14 protein-coding genes are annotated in these 18,261 nt (G+C 68.8%); 7 read left to right on the forward strand and 7 right to left on the reverse strand.

Annotated elements, in window-relative coordinates:
- Window positions 1-223, reverse strand: a 223-nt coding sequence (locus tag ABD154_RS09485) for a hypothetical protein (protein WP_344251173.1), incomplete at its 3' end; no start/stop codon positions are given.
- 20 nt (window positions 224-243) lie between these two features.
- Between ABD154_RS09485 and ABD154_RS09490 the strand changes: the two genes are divergently transcribed.
- The gene (locus ABD154_RS09490) at window positions 244-2,838 is read left to right on the forward strand and encodes a 5'-nucleotidase C-terminal domain-containing protein (RefSeq protein WP_344251174.1); all 2,595 of its coding nucleotides are present in this window, start codon (window positions 244-246) and stop codon (window positions 2,836-2,838) included.
- A 438-nt stretch (window positions 2,839-3,276) separates the two neighbouring features.
- Here ABD154_RS09490 and ABD154_RS09495 read toward each other — a convergent pair whose 3' ends face one another.
- Together ABD154_RS09495 and ABD154_RS09500 are read right to left on the reverse strand one after the other, a co-directional pair.
- Entirely contained in the window at window positions 3,277-5,634 is a 2,358-nt protein-coding gene (locus tag ABD154_RS09495) for a hypothetical protein (protein WP_249121025.1), read from the reverse strand.
- Window positions 5,631-8,204 carry an alkaline phosphatase family protein gene (locus tag ABD154_RS09500; protein WP_249121026.1) on the reverse strand — a complete coding sequence of 858 codons (2,574 nt, stop codon included), beginning with the start codon at window positions 8,202-8,204 and terminating at the stop codon, window positions 5,631-5,633. The genes ABD154_RS09495 and ABD154_RS09500 overlap by 4 nt, the downstream gene beginning before the upstream one ends.
- A gap of 267 nt (window positions 8,205-8,471) precedes the next feature.
- Here ABD154_RS09500 and rplM point away from each other — a divergent pair, with 267 nt between their 5' ends.
- The 3 genes from rplM (at window position 8,472) to glmM (ending at window position 10,986) form a co-directional block, all read left to right on the forward strand.
- Entirely contained in the window at window positions 8,472-8,915 is a 444-nt protein-coding gene (rplM, locus tag ABD154_RS09505) for a 50S ribosomal protein L13 (protein ID WP_137825630.1), read from the forward strand.
- Window positions 8,916-8,949: 34 nt separating this feature from the next.
- Window positions 8,950-9,453, forward strand: coding sequence for a 30S ribosomal protein S9 (gene rpsI, locus ABD154_RS09510; RefSeq protein ID WP_009376128.1), 504 nt, complete (start codon window positions 8,950-8,952; stop codon window positions 9,451-9,453).
- Window positions 9,454-9,633: 180 nt separating this feature from the next.
- Complete coding sequence (gene glmM, locus ABD154_RS09515) at window positions 9,634-10,986, forward strand: phosphoglucosamine mutase (protein ID WP_198499405.1); 1,353 nt, start codon at window positions 9,634-9,636, stop codon at window positions 10,984-10,986.
- A gap of 128 nt (window positions 10,987-11,114) precedes the next feature.
- Here glmM and phnE read toward each other — a convergent pair whose 3' ends face one another.
- The 4 genes from phnE to ABD154_RS09535 form a co-directional block, all read right to left on the reverse strand.
- Window positions 11,115-11,972, reverse strand: a complete 858-nt coding sequence (gene phnE / locus ABD154_RS09520) for a phosphonate ABC transporter, permease protein PhnE (protein ID WP_198499404.1) — start codon at window positions 11,970-11,972, stop codon at window positions 11,115-11,117.
- The gene (locus ABD154_RS09525; protein WP_211978882.1) at window positions 11,973-12,767 is read right to left on the reverse strand and encodes a phosphonate ABC transporter ATP-binding protein; all 795 of its coding nucleotides are present in this window, start codon (window positions 12,765-12,767) and stop codon (window positions 11,973-11,975) included.
- Window positions 12,768-12,769: 2 nt separating this feature from the next.
- Entirely contained in the window at window positions 12,770-13,675 is a 906-nt protein-coding gene (locus tag ABD154_RS09530; protein WP_198499402.1) for a phosphate/phosphite/phosphonate ABC transporter substrate-binding protein, read from the reverse strand.
- Between the two features lie 194 nt (window positions 13,676-13,869).
- Entirely contained in the window at window positions 13,870-15,018 is a 1,149-nt protein-coding gene (locus tag ABD154_RS09535; RefSeq protein WP_211978883.1) for a TIGR03364 family FAD-dependent oxidoreductase, read from the reverse strand.
- 189 nt (window positions 15,019-15,207) lie between these two features.
- Between ABD154_RS09535 and ABD154_RS09540 the strand changes: the two genes are divergently transcribed.
- The 3 genes from ABD154_RS09540 to ABD154_RS09550 all read left to right on the forward strand — a co-directional run bounded on the left by ABD154_RS09540 (window position 15,208) and on the right by ABD154_RS09550 (window position 18,045).
- The gene (locus tag ABD154_RS09540; RefSeq protein ID WP_249121027.1) at window positions 15,208-15,960 is read left to right on the forward strand and encodes a GntR family transcriptional regulator; all 753 of its coding nucleotides are present in this window, start codon (window positions 15,208-15,210) and stop codon (window positions 15,958-15,960) included.
- 22 nt (window positions 15,961-15,982) lie between these two features.
- Window positions 15,983-16,672: a phosphonatase-like hydrolase gene (locus ABD154_RS09545; RefSeq protein ID WP_198499399.1), complete on the forward strand. Its 690-nt coding sequence runs from the start codon at window positions 15,983-15,985 to the stop codon at window positions 16,670-16,672.
- Between the two features lie 383 nt (window positions 16,673-17,055).
- Window positions 17,056-18,045, forward strand: coding sequence for a PDDEXK family nuclease (locus ABD154_RS09550; protein ID WP_198499398.1), 990 nt, complete (start codon window positions 17,056-17,058; stop codon window positions 18,043-18,045).
- The last annotated feature ends 216 nt before the right edge of the window (window positions 18,046-18,261 follow it).

Here is an 18,261-nt window from a genome sequence, read left to right on the forward strand (position 1 = left end):
CGCCGGGTCGTGCGCCGCTCTCCGTGCCCAGGGCGGCGGCCCGACAGCGCGGTTTCCGACTGCTGTCCTTGTCGTCATCGGTCGCGATTTTGAGAGGAATCCTCTTCCCAGGTGTGAGAATCCTGTGTAGATTCACGTACACGTCACTCATCGTTCGCTTCGCTGCGACACGATGATCACGCTCGTTCCTCTTCTCCTCCCGCCGCCCGGCGGCGGACGCCACGACCACAAGGATGCGAATCTATGTCGAAGCTTCTTCCCAAGGTGCTCGCCGCCGGCGCCGCCGTTTCGCTGCTGACGCTGCCCGGAACCGCGCCGGTCGCCGCGGCCGGACTCGGAGAGTCCTCAACGACCTCGACCCAGGAGCCGACCGACGACAGCGCACCGGCAGAGACCGGTGCATCGGATCCCGGTGACGCCTCGCCTGCCCCGACGACTGCCCCGACCGCCGATCCCAATGCCGCTTCGGCCGGCACGAAGGTCCAGCTCATGGGGATCACCGACTTCCACGGTCGGATCTCCGAAGCCGGAGCCCAGGTCGCCTCGGTGGTCGAAGAGGAGCGCGCGAAGTTCGCAGCCGAGGACAACGCCGCCGGTACCGCCTTCATCGCCGCCGGTGACAGCATCGGCGCCTCGACCTACGTGTCGTCCTCGCAGGAGGATTCGCCGACGATCGACGTCCTCAACGCGATCGGACTCCAGGGCTCGGCCACGGGCAACCACGAATACGACAGGGGCATCGACGACCTCACCGGCCGCGTCGTCTCGGAAGCCGACTTCCCGTACCTCGCCGCGAACGTCTACGACAAGGGCACGACCGACGTCGTCGACGGTCTCGAGGACTACACGACGCTCGACGTCGGAGGTGTGAAGATCGCCGTCATCGGGGTCGTCACCCAGGACACCACCTCACTCGTCTCCCCGGCGGGCATCGCCAACGTCGACTTCGGCGACCCGACGGACGCCGTCAACCGCGTCGTCGGTGAGATCGAGGCCCTGCCGGAGGATCAGCAGCCGGACATGACGGTCGTCGAGGCCCACCTCGGCGCCTCTGCCACCGACAGCCTCGAGGCCGCGGAGGCCTCGAACGCGGAGTTCAAGAAGCTCGTCACCGAGGCCGATGCCTCCGTCGACGCCCTGCTCACCGGTCATACGCACCTCGCATCGAACTTCAACGCCCCCGTCCCCGGCGACCCCGAGCGCACGCGGCCGGTTCTCCAGGCGGGGAACTACGGCTCCTATGTCGGGCAGATCAAGCTCGAATCCGACGGTGCGGGCAATTGGACGACATCGAGTTCGGATCTGCTGTCGACCGAGGACAAGGACTACGCCTCGCCGGTCGTCGACGAGGTGAAGCAGATCGTCGCCGACGCCGAGGAGCAGGCGAAGGGTCCGGGCTCCGTCGTCGAGGGCACGATCACCGAGGACATCACGCGCGCGTTCACCGAGGACGGTGCGGAGGACCGCGGGGCGGAGTCGACGCTCGGCAACCTCGTCGCCGACTCCCTCAAGGACGGGGTCGAGGACTCCCAGCTCGCGCCCGCGGACTTCGGCATCACCAACCCCGGCGGACTGCGCACGGATCTCAAGTGCGACGACATCTACAACAACGAGCAGCCGTGCGAGGTCACGGCCGCCGAACTCAACGCGGTGCTGCCGTTCGCCAACGACCACGGCGTCGTGACGATGAAGGGCGCCGACGTCATCGGTCTCTTCGAAGAGCAGTGGCAGCCCGACGGCGCCTCGCGCCCGTTCCTCCACCTCGGCATCTCCAAGGAGCTCGACGTCGTCTACGATTCGACCGCGGCCCGCGGCGAACGCGTGAAGTCGGTCAAGGTCAACGGTGAGGAGATCGATCCGAACCGGGACTACCGCGTCGCGACCCTGAGCTTCCTCGCCGCCGGCGGTGACAACTTCTCCTCCTTCGCGAAGGGGTCGTTCGAGCTCTCGGGCCTCACGGACTTCGAGACGTGGACGAACTACTTCCAGAAGAACTCGCCGGTGGCGCCCGACAAGTCCGAACGGCAGGCCGACGCGGCCCAGGACGTCATCAGCACCGGTGACGTCACCGCCGAGCTGACCGCCCCGGCCGACGGCATCGCCCCAGGTGCCAGCGGAGACTTCGTCCTGAAGACGGATTCGAAGGGCGAGGTGCCCGGACCCATCGACGTCACCGTCGACGTGCCCGAGGGCTACAGCGTCGAGGCGGGGACCCCGCAGTCGGCGACGGCCAAGGCGTCTGCCGCCGAGGCGGGGGCCCAGGCCGCTGCCGCGACGATCACGCTCGACGGGATCCCGGCCGGGACGAGCGAGGTTCCGATCACCGTCACCGCACCCGAGGACGCCTCCGGTGAAGTCACCGTGACGACGACGCTGCAGGCGGGCGAGGCCGACTGGTGGGACAACAACCCGATGCCGCTGCCGCACCCGTTCGAGGCGACGGCGCAGATCGTCGGCGGGTCCGGTTCCGATGCCGGAGCCGACGCCGACGGCGGCAGTGCGGATGCTGATGGCGGCAGTGCCGATGGCTCGGATCAGGGCGGTTCGGACGCGTCGTCGAACGGCGGCAGCGCCGACAGCTCGGACCAGGGCGCCTCGGATGCGAACGGTGCGAACGCTTCCGCAGACGGTGCGAACGCCTCGTCGAACGGCGGGGGAGCGGGCTCGGGTGCCGGTTCGGACTCGGCGTCGAACGCGTCCGGCTCGAAGGATGGCGGTGACCTGCCGCGCACCGGTTTCGAGGCCCTCAATCTCGTCGCCACCGCACTTGCACTCATCGTCGCCGGCGGCGCTGCCATCGCCGTGGTGCGGCGCAGGAAGGCGAACATCAGCATCTGAGAATGAGAGCGCTCAGCCCGTGACACGAGTGCTGCGGGGGCGCGGTGAGCGCCGCTGGTTTACGCCGGGCGCCGTCGCCGCTGGCGCGACGTGAGCCGTGACCAGGACTGAGCGCAGCGCTTGGATGAGGGGCCGGGGAGTGATCTCCCCGGCCCCTCGCTGTCCTCTCGACTGACTATCTCATCCCGATTGTTGCTGTTGCCCCGACGCAGCCGCTGTACGCCGGAGTGCGTCGTTGTTCTCCGGACGTCGTCACTGGTGTCCGGACTGCTCCGCCGCAGGACGCCCCGTCGCCACAGGCAGACGCCGCTGACATCGGGACTCGTCCAGACGTCGCAGTCGTCGGGACCGTCCGGACGAGACGTGGCCGCCGGTGCCAGGATGTGATCGCCGGTGACAGGGCATTGCCGTCGTCATCATTCTGCGTTCGCGGCAGGGTCAGTTGGACGACTGACGGTCGCCGGAGGTTCCGGCGTCCTCGCGACCGGCCGGCGCTTCGGCGCCGACCGACGCACCGCGGTGCGTCGCCGACCTCGCACGAGCGTCAGCGCCATCCGACGCGTCACCGTCAGCGGAGACCCCGTCAGCGCCACCGGACGCCCCACCGAGACCCGGCGTTGCGCGCCCGGAGCCCGCGGTCGCCTCGGCGCGGGGGTGCGTCTCGAGATGGGCGAGGACGGGGACGAGGAAGAGGATGCCGACGGCGGGGACGACGATTCCGGAGTCGTTGATGAAGGTGCCGACGCCGAGGAGGATCGCGAGGCTGATCATCGCCGCGCGCAGCAGCGGGAAGCGCGCGTAGAGGTCGGTGAGTCCGTGCATCGAGAAGCGCGCGGGGGTGAGCGCGACCCAGAACACGGCGATGATGATGAGCGGCAGGATGACCGTCATCCACGACTGCGTGAGGATGTCGATGTTCATGTCGATCTTGCGCGCGAGCACCCCGAGGGCCTCACCGTTGATGAGCGAGTCGAAGAAGCGGCCGAAGTGCGTGCGCTGGGCAGCCGGGCGCAGCCAGTCGAGGAAGAGGACGAGGAGCATGACGAAGCCGGCGATGCCGACCGTGAGGCCGAGACGTTTGACCGAGAAGCGGATGCCCGCCGAGGCGAGGGCGAGGTAGGCGACGCCGATGATGAGCGTGGGCACCGACCCGAACTTAGTGCCGAGCCCCGGAGCGGCGAGCAGCACGCAGGAGAGGAGGACGGGCACGAGGACGATCGCCAGTCGCGTCAGCGGTCGTCTTGCGAGGGAGGCGAAGCCGGCGACGGCGAGCAGCAGGGCGCAGCAGTAGAGCGCGAGCGCGGAGTTGCCGATCCCGTAGAACCGGGAGGCGATGAGGAGGGGCTCGCCGAGGAGGGTCGACATCTGCAGCTGCGAGCCGGTGATGACGTCGTAGGCGAGCACGCCCACCGTGACGGCGGAGACGAAGAGGACGGGGCCGAGCTGCGAACGGCGCCACGGCCCGAGGAGGGCGAGTGCTCCGAGCACGACGGACCACCCGACGAGCGCACCGAGCATCGCGATGTCCGGGTTCGTCGCCCGCTCCCACGGGAGGACGTTGACGAGGTACGTCGACACGGGCATCGCCGCGAAGACGACGCCGAGGCGGTACGCCGTGGAGTGGACGAGCTCGCGATGGCGGCGACGGAGGAACCACGCGAGGGCGAGCAGCCCGGCCATGAGCGAGGCGACGACGGGGAAGAACCACGTCGAGATCTCGTTCTGCGTCGTCACCGCGACCTGCCGGTCGAGCACCGACTGGAAGCGCGACTCCCACGACCCGCCGGGGTTCGATGTCATCGGCGCCCCGGCGACGTTGCCCATCGTCTCCCCGCCGCTCAGCTGGACGAGCGTGGGCGCGATGTCGGGCACCTGGATGAGCCCCGGCTGCCGTGTCGACGAGGAGGTGAGGAGTCCGGGCTCGGCCCCGGGTTCGAGCATCATCGTCGCCTGCATCGAGGACCCGTCGTGGGTGCCGTCGGCGATCGAGGCGAAGATGATCGGCGAGGTGCCCTCGCCGATGCCGGCCGCCGGGTCGGCGCCGAGCCAGCCGGTCGCGGTGAGGATCGCCCCGACCCGACGGTCGAGGTCTTTGAGCGAGTAGCCGTCGGCCTCCGAATTGCCGAGGTCGACGATGGCGAGCTCGCCGGATTCCGACGCCGAGGCGGCCCGGAGGCCGATGTCGTCGGCGATCGGCTCCCACTGGCCGATGCGACCGCTCGGATCGGCCGCGGCGATCGCAGCTCCCGGACCGTAGGCGGAGATCGCCGGGACGGCTTCGGCGAGACCGCCGAGGGCGGCATCGTAGTTGTCCCCGCGTGCGACCTGCTGAAAGACGTCCCAGTCGGCGACCCAGCCGTCGAGGGGCGGTTGGGGCTTGCGGCACTGCTGCCGCGGTTCGTCGGCTGCACGGCGGCCCGATCCCACGGCGAGCCACCCGTCGACGGGGCAGCTGACGGAGCGGACGCTGCGCGGGGTCATCGTCCCGATCTGCGAGGACTGCATCATCGCCCAGAGGTTCGGAGTCGTCTGCGGGTCGAGGTCCTCGAACGTGAACCCCGAGGTGCCGATGAGGATCGGGGCGTTCTCCGCGGGGCGGGGGGCGTCGGCGCTCCGGCCGGAACCTGCCGCCTGCGCGGCGCTCGCGGTGCTCGCGGTGTGCGCGGAGTGGCCGGCACCGGCAGCCTGCCCTGTACCGACAGCCTGCCCGGCCTGCGGCAGGCCGGTGATGAGGACGAGGGCGGCCAGCGCCCCGAGGAGGACGCGCAGCAGCCACGGACGCACGGCAGCGCTCATCGGCCCGGTTCCCGGGTCGCGTCGGCGGCGGACGTGAGGAGGGCGGCGGCACCGCGTGTCGTGTCAGTGCCGTGTGGGACGGTGAGGTCATCGGCGCAGAGGGCGAGGAGGTAGGGCAGGAGGACCATGGCGCCGGTGGAGGGCACGGCGATGCCGGAGTCCGTGAGCACGAGGCCGACGGTGAGCCCGGTGACGGCGGCGAGGAAGCCGAAGTGGACGTCCTCGTCGGTGAAGACCTCGGGCAGGCGTCCCCGCCAGTGGTCGAGGAACCGCGCGGTCCGGGTCGGCCCCTGGAACCGGGGGAAGTGGAGGAGGTAGCGGAGGAAGACGAGGATCGCGATGATCGCGAGAGGGGTGACGATCGACAGCGCCGGATTCACCTGGATGATGTGGAGGTTCGCGCTGAGCTTGCGACCGACGACCTGCAGCGCCTCTCCGGTGACGAGCTGGTCGAAGAAGTTCCCGAAATGAGAGCGGCTGCCGGCCGGTCGCAGCCAGTCGAGGAACGCGATGCCGATGAGCGCCGCCAGTGACGCGACGCCGATGAGTCCGAGCCGCAGCAGCGAGAGCCGGATGCGGCTGACGAGGGCGAGGAGGACGAGGAGACCGGCGAGGGTGGCGATCGTGCCGCCGAACTTCGCTCCCCACGACGGGTTCCCGGAGACGAACACCGCAGCCAGGCCGATGACGGCAGGGACGATGAGGACGAGCCGCTGGTGGCCTGCGGCACGCAGGCGGGAGACGAGGAGGCCGAGGAAGACGAAGAGGCTCGCGATGAAGATCGCAGCGCCCTGATTGCCGAGACCGTAGTAGCGGCCGCCGACGATCGGGTTGTAGCCGAGCAGCGAATTCGCCTGCAGCCGCGACCCGGTCGCCAGGTCGACGGCGATGATGACGACGGTGAGGAGGGAGAGCGCGGCGACGCGTCCCCGCCACGTCCGACCCCACGGCGGGAGCAGGGAGAGGAGGAGCATCGCGGCGGCCCCGAGAGCCACGGAGAGGAAGAGACCGAACTGCGGGTGCGGGAACCGCGCCCACGGCAGCAGTCCCGCGAGGAACGCCCCCATGGGAATCGTCGCGAGGACGAAGGCGATCCACGCCAGCGTGCGGTGGACCCAGGCGCCGGTGGTCGGGGCCGGCGCAGCGGCGGCGAGTCCGGCACTGCCGGTGTCCGGGGCCTCCGCGGTGGGCGCTGTGATCGCGCGACCGCTCCGGTCCGGGTGACCGGTCAGGTCGGCGCGACGGGCGATGGCGCCGCGGAGGCCTGGGGCCCAGCGGTCGATGAAGATCGTGCTGAGCAGAAGCCCGCAGAGGATGACGAGGACGTAGAAGGCGATGTCGAGGAAGAGGGAGAACGTCGAGAGGTTCTCGTAGACGAACTCCGATTTCGTCGCCTCGGTCTCGAGGTCGAGGCGACGGTCCTCCGGTGACGCCGATGACGGGGTGACGTCGAGGGAGATCCCGCTCGGGGAGTCGATGCCGAGGCGCTCGAGGATGCCCGGGGCGAGGTCGGTGATCTGGAGCAGACCCTCCGTCCGCGTCGACGCCGAGGAGAGCGTGCCCGGAACGAAACCGGGTCCCGAGGCGAGGAAGGCCCGCAGCCGGGGAGAACTCGAACTGTCACCGAGACCGGCGATGATGACAGTCGGCTCCGCCTCCGACTGGGAGCGCAGCTGCTCGAGCCGATCGCCGAGGCGGCGGTCGGCCTCCTCGACGGAGGCGCGCCGGTCGTAGTCGGTGGGCACGGTGTAGGAGTAGTTGGGGATCGGGTCGAACAGCCACGAACGGGAGCCGATCGATCCGAGATCGACGAGTGCGAGGCGGCAGTTCGCCGCGATCGCGTCCTCGGTGTAATTGCCGATCTGCCCGTTCTCATCGGCGACGGCGTACGCCGCACCCGGACCCTCGGCGGCGACGCAGGCGTCGAGGCCGGCAGGCGCGCCTGCCTCACCGACGAGGCGGGAGAGCATTCCGTAGTCGACGGTGTAGCCGGTGCCCTGGTTCGGCTCCCTGACGGCGTCGAAGTCGGGAATCGTCGCAGGCACCGTCTCTCCGGGACGGGTGAGGAGACTTTCATCACCCTCAGGCCCTTCGGCGACCTCGACCTCGTCGTCGGCGGCCGGATCGGTGCTCGTCGACGGGGCGATGAGGGCAGGGCAGCGGGCAGGGTTGTCGACGTCGGGTTCGTGAGGGGGACCCGCCTCGGCGCGGGCACCGGATCCGAAGGACAGCCAGCCCGATGCCGGGCACGTCGCGGACCCGATCGTGCGGACGTTGAGGTTCGCCGCCGCCCCGGTGCGGAAGACCTCGAAGAGATTCGGAGTCCGCTCCGGATCGATGTCTCCTATGGTCAGACCCGGTATGCCGAAGACAACCGTCTTGCTTTCGGCGGCAGCGGCAGCGCTGTCACCGGAGTCGGCCGGCGCCTCGGCGGGGGGTGTCGGAGTCGACTGCGCCCACGCGGGAGATGACGCGGGGGAGACGAAGAGTGCCACGAGCCCGACGATGATCCCCAGCACCAGGAGCCGGTGGGAGGGAAGGCGGCGGGGCAGGACGGATTGAGGCGGCACAGGACAATGGTATCGGGTGCGGCATTTCCCCCTCCTGACCCCGACCTGGACGTTTGCTCACCGGGCCGCGGGGCATGTATATTTGATTGTCGTTGTGTGCGCTCGTCGTGCTCCCTTGCATAGCCTCTTGCGTTGCAGGCCCGTAGGTGGGGAAGCACTCGACGAACGGACCCGATTGAAGACAGACAGTGTTCGGACGCATCAGCCTCACGACCCGATGAGTCCGCCCAGGCACTGGCCCCATGAGATACGAAAAGAAGGCTACTTTTGCGTACGTACACCCCCAAGCCCGGCGATGTCGAGCGCCAGTGGCACGTCATCGACGCCACTGACGTTGTGCTCGGTCGTCTTGCCACCCAGGTTGCACGCCTGCTGCGCGGCAAGCACAAGACCACGTTCGCCCCGCACATCGATTCCGGTGACTTCGTCATCATCATCAACGCCGACAAGGTCGCGCTGACCGGCGCGAAGCTCGAGCAGAAGCGCGCTTACCACCACTCGGGCTACCCGGGCGGCCTCAAGAGCGTCAACTACGCCGAGCTGCTCGCGTCGAACCCCGAGCGCGCAGTCGAGAAGGCTGTCGCCGGCATGGTTCCGAAGACTCGCCTCGGACGCGCCCAGATGCGGAAACTCAAGGTCTACGCGGGCGCCGAGCACCCGCACGCCTCGCAGAACCCGCAGCCGTACGAACTCAACCAGGTCGCGCAGTAAGCGCGCTTGAGTCACAGAGATACCGAGGAGAACCGTGGCTGACACCGCCAACGCGACCGAAGTCGAAGAACTGACCGAATACACCTCCGAGACCCCCGCAGACGCCGGCCTGGGCGACCAGACCGCCGGTGGACGCGGACAGTCCCTCACCGCCCCCGGCAACGGAGTGGGCCGCCGCAAGCAGGCGATCGCCCGCGTCCGCCTCATCCCGGGCTCCGGCGAGTGGACGATCAACGGACGCACTCTCGAGGAGTACTTCCCGAACAAGCTGCACCAGCAGCTCGTCAACGAGCCATTCCGCCTGCTCGACCTCGAAGGCCGCTTCGACGTCGTCGTGCGCATCTCGGGCGGCGGACCCTCCGGACAGGCCGGTGCCGTCCGTCTGGGCATCGCTCGTTCGCTCAACCAGATCGACGCTGAGTCGAACCGCCCCGAACTGAAGAAGGCAGGCTTCCTGCGCCGCGACGCTCGCGTCAAGGAACGCAAGAAGGCCGGTCTCAAGAAGGCCCGCAAGGCTCCGCAGTTCTCGAAGCGCTGATCCGCTCGCACCGTCTGCGCATGGTCTGCCACTGATGCGCAGTCGGCGGCGCACGTGCGGCCCCGAACCCGTTCGGGGCCGCACTTCGTGCATTCACCGCCGAATGGTCACCGCGCGCTCCTCAACGCGCAGATGACCATCGACTAACATCGAAACGAACCTTGAGGAAAGGACTTGCCCATGGCCAGACTCTTCGGTACCGACGGAGTGCGCGGACTCGCCAATCGCGACATCACCGCGAAGCTCGCGCTCCAGCTCTCCGTCGCCGCCTCCCGCGTGCTCACCCGCTCCTGGGACGGCGACCGCCGCCCCTTCGCCGTGATCGGACGCGACACCCGCGTCTCGGGAGAGTTCCTCTCCGCGGCCACGAGTGCGGGCATCGCCTCGGCAGGTGTGGACGTCCTCGACGCGGGCATGCTGCCCACCCCGGGCATCGCCAGCGTCGTCAAGGACACCGGAGCGGCCTTCGGCGTCGTCATCTCCGCCTCCCACAACCCCATGCCCGACAACGGCATCAAGTTCTTCGCCGCCGGCGGCACGAAGCTCGACGATGCCGTCGAGGACGCGATCCTCGACATCCTCGACCAGGAGTGGGAGCGCCCCATCGGCTCCGACGTCGGCCGCATCTCCCGATACCCGGCCGCCGCCGACGAATACACCGAGAAGCTCGTCCGCTCGATCGCGCCCGACGGCGTGCGCCCCCTCTCGGGCCTCAAGGTCGTCGCCGACTGCGCTCACGGCGCCGCGTCGATCGTCGGTCCCGCCGCACTCCGTCAGGCCGGGGCCGAGGTCATCGTCTCCGCCGCCGAACCCGACGGCCTCAACATCAACGACGGTGTCGGGTCGACCCACCTCGAATCCCTCCAGCGCCTCGTCGTCGAGACCCAGTCCGACCTCGGCGTCGCCTTCGACGGTGACGCCGACCGCTGCCTCGCCGTCGACTCCCTCGGCCGCGTCGTCAACGGCGACCAGCTCATGGGCATCCTCGCGATCGGACTCAAGGAGCTCGGCGAACTGCGGGGGAACACGCTCGTCACCACAGTGATGTCGAACCTCGGACTGCGCCTGGCGATGGACAAGCACGGCATCAGCACGGTGCAGACGGCCGTCGGCGACCGCTACGTCCTCGAGCGGATGCTCGCCGATGACTTCGCGCTCGGCGGAGAGCAGTCCGGTCACGTCCTCATGCTCGATCACGGCACGACCGGTGACGGCGTGCAGACAGCCCTGCACCTGATGAAGCGGATGGCCGACGCGAAGCGGACCCTGGCCGATCTCGCCGCCGAGATCCCACAGCTGCCGCAGGCGCTCGTCAACGTCAAGGGCGTCGACAAGCACCGTGTCGACATCCCGGAGGTCGCCGCCGAGGTGGCCGCCGTGGAGACTGAACTCAACGGCACCGGCCGGGTGCTGCTGCGCGCCTCGGGCACCGAACCCCTCATCCGCGTCATGGTCGAGGCCGAGACCGAAGAGGTCTCCCAGGTCCAGGCCGAGCGCCTCGCCGCCGTCGTCAAGGAGCACCTCGCGCTCTGAGCGCACAATGACGACGAGGGGCCCTGCAGCAGATCTCTGCTGCAGGGCCCCTCAATCATTCACGCTGGACGGTCGCACCGCCTCGGCGGGCGACCTGTCTCAGCGATCGCCTCGGTGGGATCATCCCCTCACAGGGCGAGCTTCTTGCGCACGCCGGCGGAGAAGAGGTCGACGGCGATGATGAGCACGAGCACGATGAGGATGTAGGTGAGCATCGAGTCGAACTGGAACGACTTGATCGCCTGGTTGATGAGCAGTCCGATGCCGCCGGCCCCGACGAGGCCGAGGACGAGCGAGGACCGGACATTGACGTCGAACCGGTAGAGGAGCAGCCCGAAGAGCTGGGGGACGACCTGCGGGAACGTCGCGTTCGCGACGATCTGTCCACGGGAGGCCCCGGCGGTCTTCAGCGCCTCCGACGGCCCCGGATCGATCTCCTCGATCGCCTCCGACCACAGCTTGCCCATGACTCCCGTGTTGTGGAAGATGAGCGCGAGCACGCCGGGGAAGGGCCCGAGGCCGACCGCGGTGACGAAGACGAGCGCGAAGACGATGTCGGGCACCGCGCGGAGGAACGACATGATCGAGCGCGCGATCTGGTAGACGAACCGGTTCGGTGACGTCGTGCGCGATCCGAGCACCGCGAGCAGCGCCGAGGTGGGGATCGACAGGGTTGTGCCGAGCAGGCCGATCCACAGGGTGATGCCCGTGGCCTCGATGCCGGGCCACAGCGTGTCCTCCCAGCTGAGGTTCGGCGGGAATGCCTCGGAGAGGAAGTTGATCATCCCTTGGCGACCGTCGAGGAGGGTGACGAACGAGAAGTCCGTCTCCCGGATCGCGACGACGTGGAGGAGGACGATGACGACGATCGCCGTCGCCAGCTGCCACCCGCCGAAGCGGCGGATAGGCGGCTGGAGCGCTGAGGTCGTGTTCCTCAGCGGCACGGTCCGCAGGGTGGTGCCGCGGGTGTCGGGAATCGTCTTCATCTACTCGTCCTCCGCGATCGGGGCGGTCGTGTACAGGGAGGTGATCGCCTCGGCGGAGACCTCCTCGGAGGTGCCCCGCAGCACGATCTCCCCGGACTGCAGGCCGATGATCGTATCGGCGAACTCCCGGGCGAGATCCGGCTGATGGAGGACGGCGGCGACGGCGAGGCCCTCGTTGTGCGCGAGATCGCGCAGCAGGGACATCACCGTGCGCGCGGCCTGCGGGTCGAGGGCGGCGACGGGTTCGTCGGCCAGCAGCACCTCGGCGCCCTGGCACAATGCCCGGGCGACTGCCACACGCTGCTGCTGACCGCCCGAGAGCGTGCCGGCCCGGTCGGTCGCCCGGTCGGCGAGACCGACGCGGTCGAGGGCGACCATGGCCTCCCGGCGGATCGCCGCCGGGAAGAGCCACGGATGGAGCGAGGCGAGGCTCGACATCCGGCCCAGCGCTCCCGCGCACACGTTGTCGAGCACCGAGCGGCGGGCGACGAGGTGGATCTTCTGGAACACCATGGCCGGGCGGCCGTGGCTGCCGCCGACCTCGATGTCCCCGCTCTGGTAGGGAGTGAGACCGGCGACGGCACGCAGCGTCGTCGACTTGCCCGAGCCGTTGGCGCCGAGGAACGCGAGCAGCTCACCGGGGGCGACGCTGAAGCTGACATCGTCGAGCACCCGCTTCGACCCGAAGGACACCGCGAGGCCGTCCACCCGGAGCAGGGGAGGCGCCGAGTCGTCGCTTCCCGCTGACCCGGCCGCCTCCTCGGCGGACGCGGGCTTCACGGTCTTCGTCGCCATGCTCACACGTCCTCTTCGGTGAGGTTCATCGTCTCCGCGAGGTCGAACAGCGGCTGGTAGGTCGACTTGTCGACCTCGATGAGCTGGCCGGCCGGGGTGACACCGAGGTAGCCGGCAACCTCTTCGAGGTCATCGGCGGGCATGTTGAGCAGGGCGTCCTTGACGGCGGCCTTGAACTCGGGGTCGGCGTCGGCGCGGACGGTCATCGGGTCGTTCGGGATGGGATCGGACTGCCAGATCTGACGGAAGTCCTCTTCGTTGAAGGTGCCCTCCTTGATCGCGGTGCCCATCGTCTGCGAGTTGATCTGCGCGGCGTCGACGGCGCCGTTGGTCAGGGCGAGCAGCGACTCGGGGTGGCCGCCGGCGTAGTTGAGGTTGATGTCGGATTCGGCGATGTTCGCCTCGGCGAGCGCGAAGCGGGGGAGGGCGTCACCCGAGGTCGAGCCCACGCTGCCGAGCGCGAGGTCCTTGCCGCGCAGGTCTTCGAGCGTCTCGATGTCGGAGTCCTTGGCGACCCAGATGCCGCCGGTGTAGGAGCTGAGCTCACCGTCGGCGGTGCCGAAGGACACGAGCGGTTCGGCGCCGGCGCGCTCGGAGGCGAAGACGTAGCCGAGCGGGCCGAACTGGCCGATGTCGAGCTTGCCGTTCTCCATGGCGAGCACCTCGGCGGAGTAGTCCTCGAGGACCTGGACCTCGACCTCGCAGTCGAGGGCCTCACCGAGGGAGGCGCCGACAGCCTGGTAGGCGGGTTCGAGCTTCTGCGGATCCTCGAACGGCTCGATGCCGAACGTGATCTTGCCGTCGGGGCACGTGGCCGATTCGGCCTCCGCGGCCGGAGTGCAGCCGGCGAGGACGACGGGGGCGAGGACGAGAGCGGCGGTGGCAAGGGCGATATGAGAGCGTTTCATGGCGATCCTTCTGGTGTGTGGTGGTTGGTGTCTGGTGATCGGTGCGTGGTGACGGGGTCGATTGCGGGCAGGACGGAGTTGTGGACAGGACTGTGGTGTGGACGGACAGGGTCTGGTCAGGACGGAGTTCGGTCAGGTCAGGTCTGTGGGCACGGGCGGGCAGGGCGCGGCAGTCTCTGCCGTGCCCTGCCTCCTCAGGCGGCGGGGCGGTCGGCGCGGCGGATGCCGGCGAGGGTGCGCTCGGCGAGTCCGAAGGCGATGGTCATCCCGATCCCGGTCGCCACGGTCGCGACCGTGGTCCGCTCATCGACGGACTCGACGATGAGCGGGCGGGACTCGCTCGAGGCGTAGACCCCCTGCCAGCGCTGGCGGATCGAGAACCCGGTGGGCTGATCGAGGACGGCGGCCGCCTCGGCGAGCAGGACCTCCGTCGTCGATTCGGGCAGGAACGGGTCGACGTTCTCCCCGTAGACGTGGGAGTCGCCGATGATGATCGTCCCGTCGGGCCGGGGTCCGAACATGACGTTCGCGCCGACCGCGAGGAGTTCGGGAGCGCTGCGGGCGACCTCGTCGCGGACCGCCTCGGCGGCGGGCATCGTGGCGAACGCGTCGTAGCGCAGCAGCGAGGTGCGGGAGAGGATCGCGGCATCGGTGCGGATGTGCTCCGGGGTCGCGGCCAGGGCCATCGACAGCGCGCATTCGACGAGGCCCGCCTCGGCGGCGAGCTCGGGGAAGAGCGCGGGCAGCTGGTGCCCCGTGCAGACGATGACGTGGTCGGCGGTGAACGTGCCCCGGTTGGTCTCGACGACGCCGTCGCCCACCCGACCGACCCGGACTCCGGTGCGGAGCTCGATCGCCGAGGCGGCCGCCAGGGTCTGCGCGATCCGCGGTGCCGCGGTGCGCGGGTCGACCCGGAGGTCGGCCGTGAGGTGGGCGCCGCCGACGGCGCCGCGCAGGCGAGCGTGCGGGTCACCGGTGACGGCGGTGGCGAGCCGTTCGGGGGTGAGGAGGTCGATGGCGCCGGGCGCCTTGGACAGTCGTGCCTGTTCGAGCACGGCCATCTGCGCGTGGGAGGTGGCGACGACGTACGCCCCGGTCTCCGCGGCCCAGAAGCCGGACTCGGCGGCCGCGGCGATCCACTGGTCGCGGCCGGCGGAGGCGAGCTCGGCGAACTCGTCGGTCTGACCGGTGATGCAGGCATGTCCGAAATTGCGCACCGAGGCACCGCGCGGGGCGGTGTCGACGTCGAGGATCGTCACCGAATGCCCCCGCCGGGCAGCGGCCCGAGCGTGGGCGAGACCGACGATGCCGGCCCCGACGACGATGATGTGAGAATGGTTCATGCCTCGAGACTGCCGTGTCGGGAACGTCTGGGACAAGCCGATTCGGGGCATGTATATATAAGTTGTTGAGCCGTTCATATACGATCCCGCAGAGTCAGAATCTGTTCACCCGGCGTTCAAACGAGATGCCGGTCGGGACGTGGGGAGTGGGTTAGGGTCGAACCTATGATGACAAGTTCTCGTTCACCTATGGAGCCGCGCACCGCGCTGCACCGGGTCATCGGCGACGAACTCCGCGCGCGGATCACCGATGGCCGCCTGCCGATCGGAGCCGCAGTCCCGAGCGAAGCCGAGCTGTGTCGTGAGTTCTCCGTCTCCCGCGGCCCGGTGCGCCAGGCGCTGTCGGCGCTGCGGGCCGAGGGGATCATCGCCGGCGGACAGGGGGCGGTCGCGCACGTCGTCGGCTCGATCCCGACGCAGTCGATGACGAGCTTCCTCTCGTTCTCCGAGTGGGCGCATTCGACGAACCGGACCCCGGGCCAGCGCACGGTCGAACTCGCCAAGCGCGCGGCGAACCAGGACGTCGCGCTCAACCTCGGCGTCCCGGTCGGAGAGCTCGTCGTCGAGATCATCCGCCTCCGCCTCCTCGACGAGGTGCCCGTCATGGTCGAGCGCACGGCGTTCACCCTCGACGCGGGACGCCACCTCTTCGACTTCGACACCGACAGCGGGTCGATCTTCGCCCACCTCAAAGCCAACGACGTCGAACTCGTCGCCGCCCGGCACACCTTCGACGCGATCGCCGCAGGCGACGTCGACGCCGAACTTCTCGACGTCCCCGTCGGTTCGCCGCTGCTGCGCGAACGGCGCATCACCTCGACCGGGTCGGGCGTGCCCGTCGAGTACTCCGACGACCACTATCTGCCCGACCAGGTCACGTTCACGATCAACAACACCGCGGGGGCGGCGAACTCCGTCGTCCGCCTCATTCCCGACACCTGACACTCACTCAAGGAGCACACCCATGACCACCATCGAACTCGCCGTCTTCGACATGGCCGGCACCACCCTCAACGAACACGGCGACGTCTACCGCGCACTGCGCCAGAGCGTCGAGGAGAACGGCGTCGAGGTCTCCGACGAGAACCTCCAGACGTGGATGGGCGCGGACAAGGTCGAGGCGATCCGCAGCCTGCTCCGCCTCGGCGGGCACGCCGGCGACGAGGCGACGGTGGCGGCCTCGTTCGACCGCTTCCGCGCGCTACTCCGCGACTTCTATGCAGCGACCCCGCCCGAGCCGCTGCCCGGCATCCCCGAGGCGCTCGCCGAACTCCGCTGCAACGGCGTCAAGGTGGCGCTGACGACGGGGTTCTCGACCGATGTCGCCGGGCCTCTGCTCGAGGGACTCGGCTGGGCGACGGGGGAGGACGGCAACCTCGACGCGGTCGTCTGCTCCGATGAGGTCGCCGCCGGGCGCCCCTACCCGTACATGATCCAGCGCGCGATGGAGCGCACCGGCACGAAGGACGTGGCCGCGGTGCTCGTCGCCGGTGACACCGTCGTCGACGTCGAGGCCGGAGCCGCCGCCGGCGCCGGTGTCGTCCTCGGGGTCGAGACCGGCAAACTCACCGCCGCCGACTTCGCGGCGCAGGACGGGGCGCAGTCCCTGCCCTCGGTCGCCGAGATCCCGCAGTACCTCGGCCTCCGCGACTGAGGGGCTCCCAACGCGCCGCAGCCCGGCCGCCGGCGCCGCAGCCCGGCCGGGCTTCCCGCGTGGGGCCGTCCGCGCCGTACCCCGCCGCCCGGTGCCTTCAGCTCCGCACACCTCCTCCCGGGTTCTTCTGCTCGTTCAACAGTTGGCGCGAATAAATGGTCCCCAAAGGCCGCTTTTTCGCGCCAACTGTTGAACGAGGGACTTCGGGTTCGGCGAAGCGCTGACATTCACGCGAAGTGTTGAGCGACAGCCTGCACCGAAGCCCACTACCAGCCCTGAAAATTGCGCGACCTGTGCACTCAAGTGACAAGTTATCCACAGATTGATCCAGAGGTATTGTCACAGTGCTGTCTTTTGATCACTCTTGATGCATGTTCATATGCATGAGCGCTGCGGAGCTGAGAACGGCAGGCCTGAGCGAGTACGACATTCTCAGAGCCGAGAAGTGCTGCCTGCGGCGCGTCCGCCGGGGAATCTACGTCGTCACCAAGTCATGTGCGGTGGATGCTCACCGGTTCGTCTCGAACGTCGCTGCGGATGACGCCACCGACCTCCCTCGCGAGACAGAAGGGCAGCTCAAGCGCAACGAAGATCTGCGCATCCTGGTCCGGTCGTACGTCGGCAAGATTCTGCCGCACGCGGTGTTCTCCCACCGCAGTGCGCTCATCATCCACGGACTCGCTGTCCCCTACATCGAGCATGAGCGTGATGTGTTCGCCGAGTCAGTCCATCAACGGTGTGGTCTGCGCAGGCCGTCGATGCAGGTGAGGCGCCGCTCGCTCGACGAGCGAGACATCGTCCGTGTCGACGGGATTCCGGTCACCTCAGTCCTCCGCACTCTGTTCGATCTCGCGCGGGACTATCCGCTCGCCCTCGCTGTCGCTGCGATCGACGACGCTCTGCATCGATCGGTCATCACCGAGGCACAGCTCCAGACCTACGTCGCCGACCATCCCGTGCGCACCCGGCAGCGACGGATCGACACAGTGATGGAGAACGTCGACGGGCGTCGCGAATCGGTGGGAGAGTCGATCACCGCAGTCCGCTTCGTGGAGTTCTCCGTTCCGGGGGTCGAACCGCAGGTCGTCATCGTCGACGAGAACGGCCGGTTCGTCGCACGCACCGACTTCGCGAACAGGCAGGCCAAGGTGGTTGCCGAGTTCGATGGCGCAGGGAAGTACCACCTCAAAGGTGTGGACCCGAAGAAGGCATTCGAGCAGGAGCGGCGCAGAGAGTACGCCCTCCGCAATCTCGGATACGAGGTATTTCGACTGACGTGGCAGGACCTCTTCGCCGCGACCCAGTTTCTCCGAATCAAAGCGGCGATCGAACGACGGACACCACCGCGGCCTGTACGCTCAACCGCAGGCTGAGTGCCGCTGCCCGTGCTCTGCTCAATCAACAGTTAACGCGAAAATGTGGTCTCCAAAGGCCACATTTTCGCGCCAACTGCTGAGCGAGGGAGTTCGGGCTCGGGGAAGCGCTGATATTCACGCGAAATGTTGAGCGACAGCGCGCCGCGCAACCTGCCCGGGCTCCCCGCAGCGGCTTATACGCTCAACGGCAGGCTGAGTGGTGCCTTTGCTCTG

Origin of the sequence: Brevibacterium sanguinis (assembly GCF_039528855.1) — a bacterium.
GTDB classification, from domain to species: Bacteria; Actinomycetota; Actinomycetes; order Actinomycetales; family Brevibacteriaceae; genus Brevibacterium; species Brevibacterium sanguinis.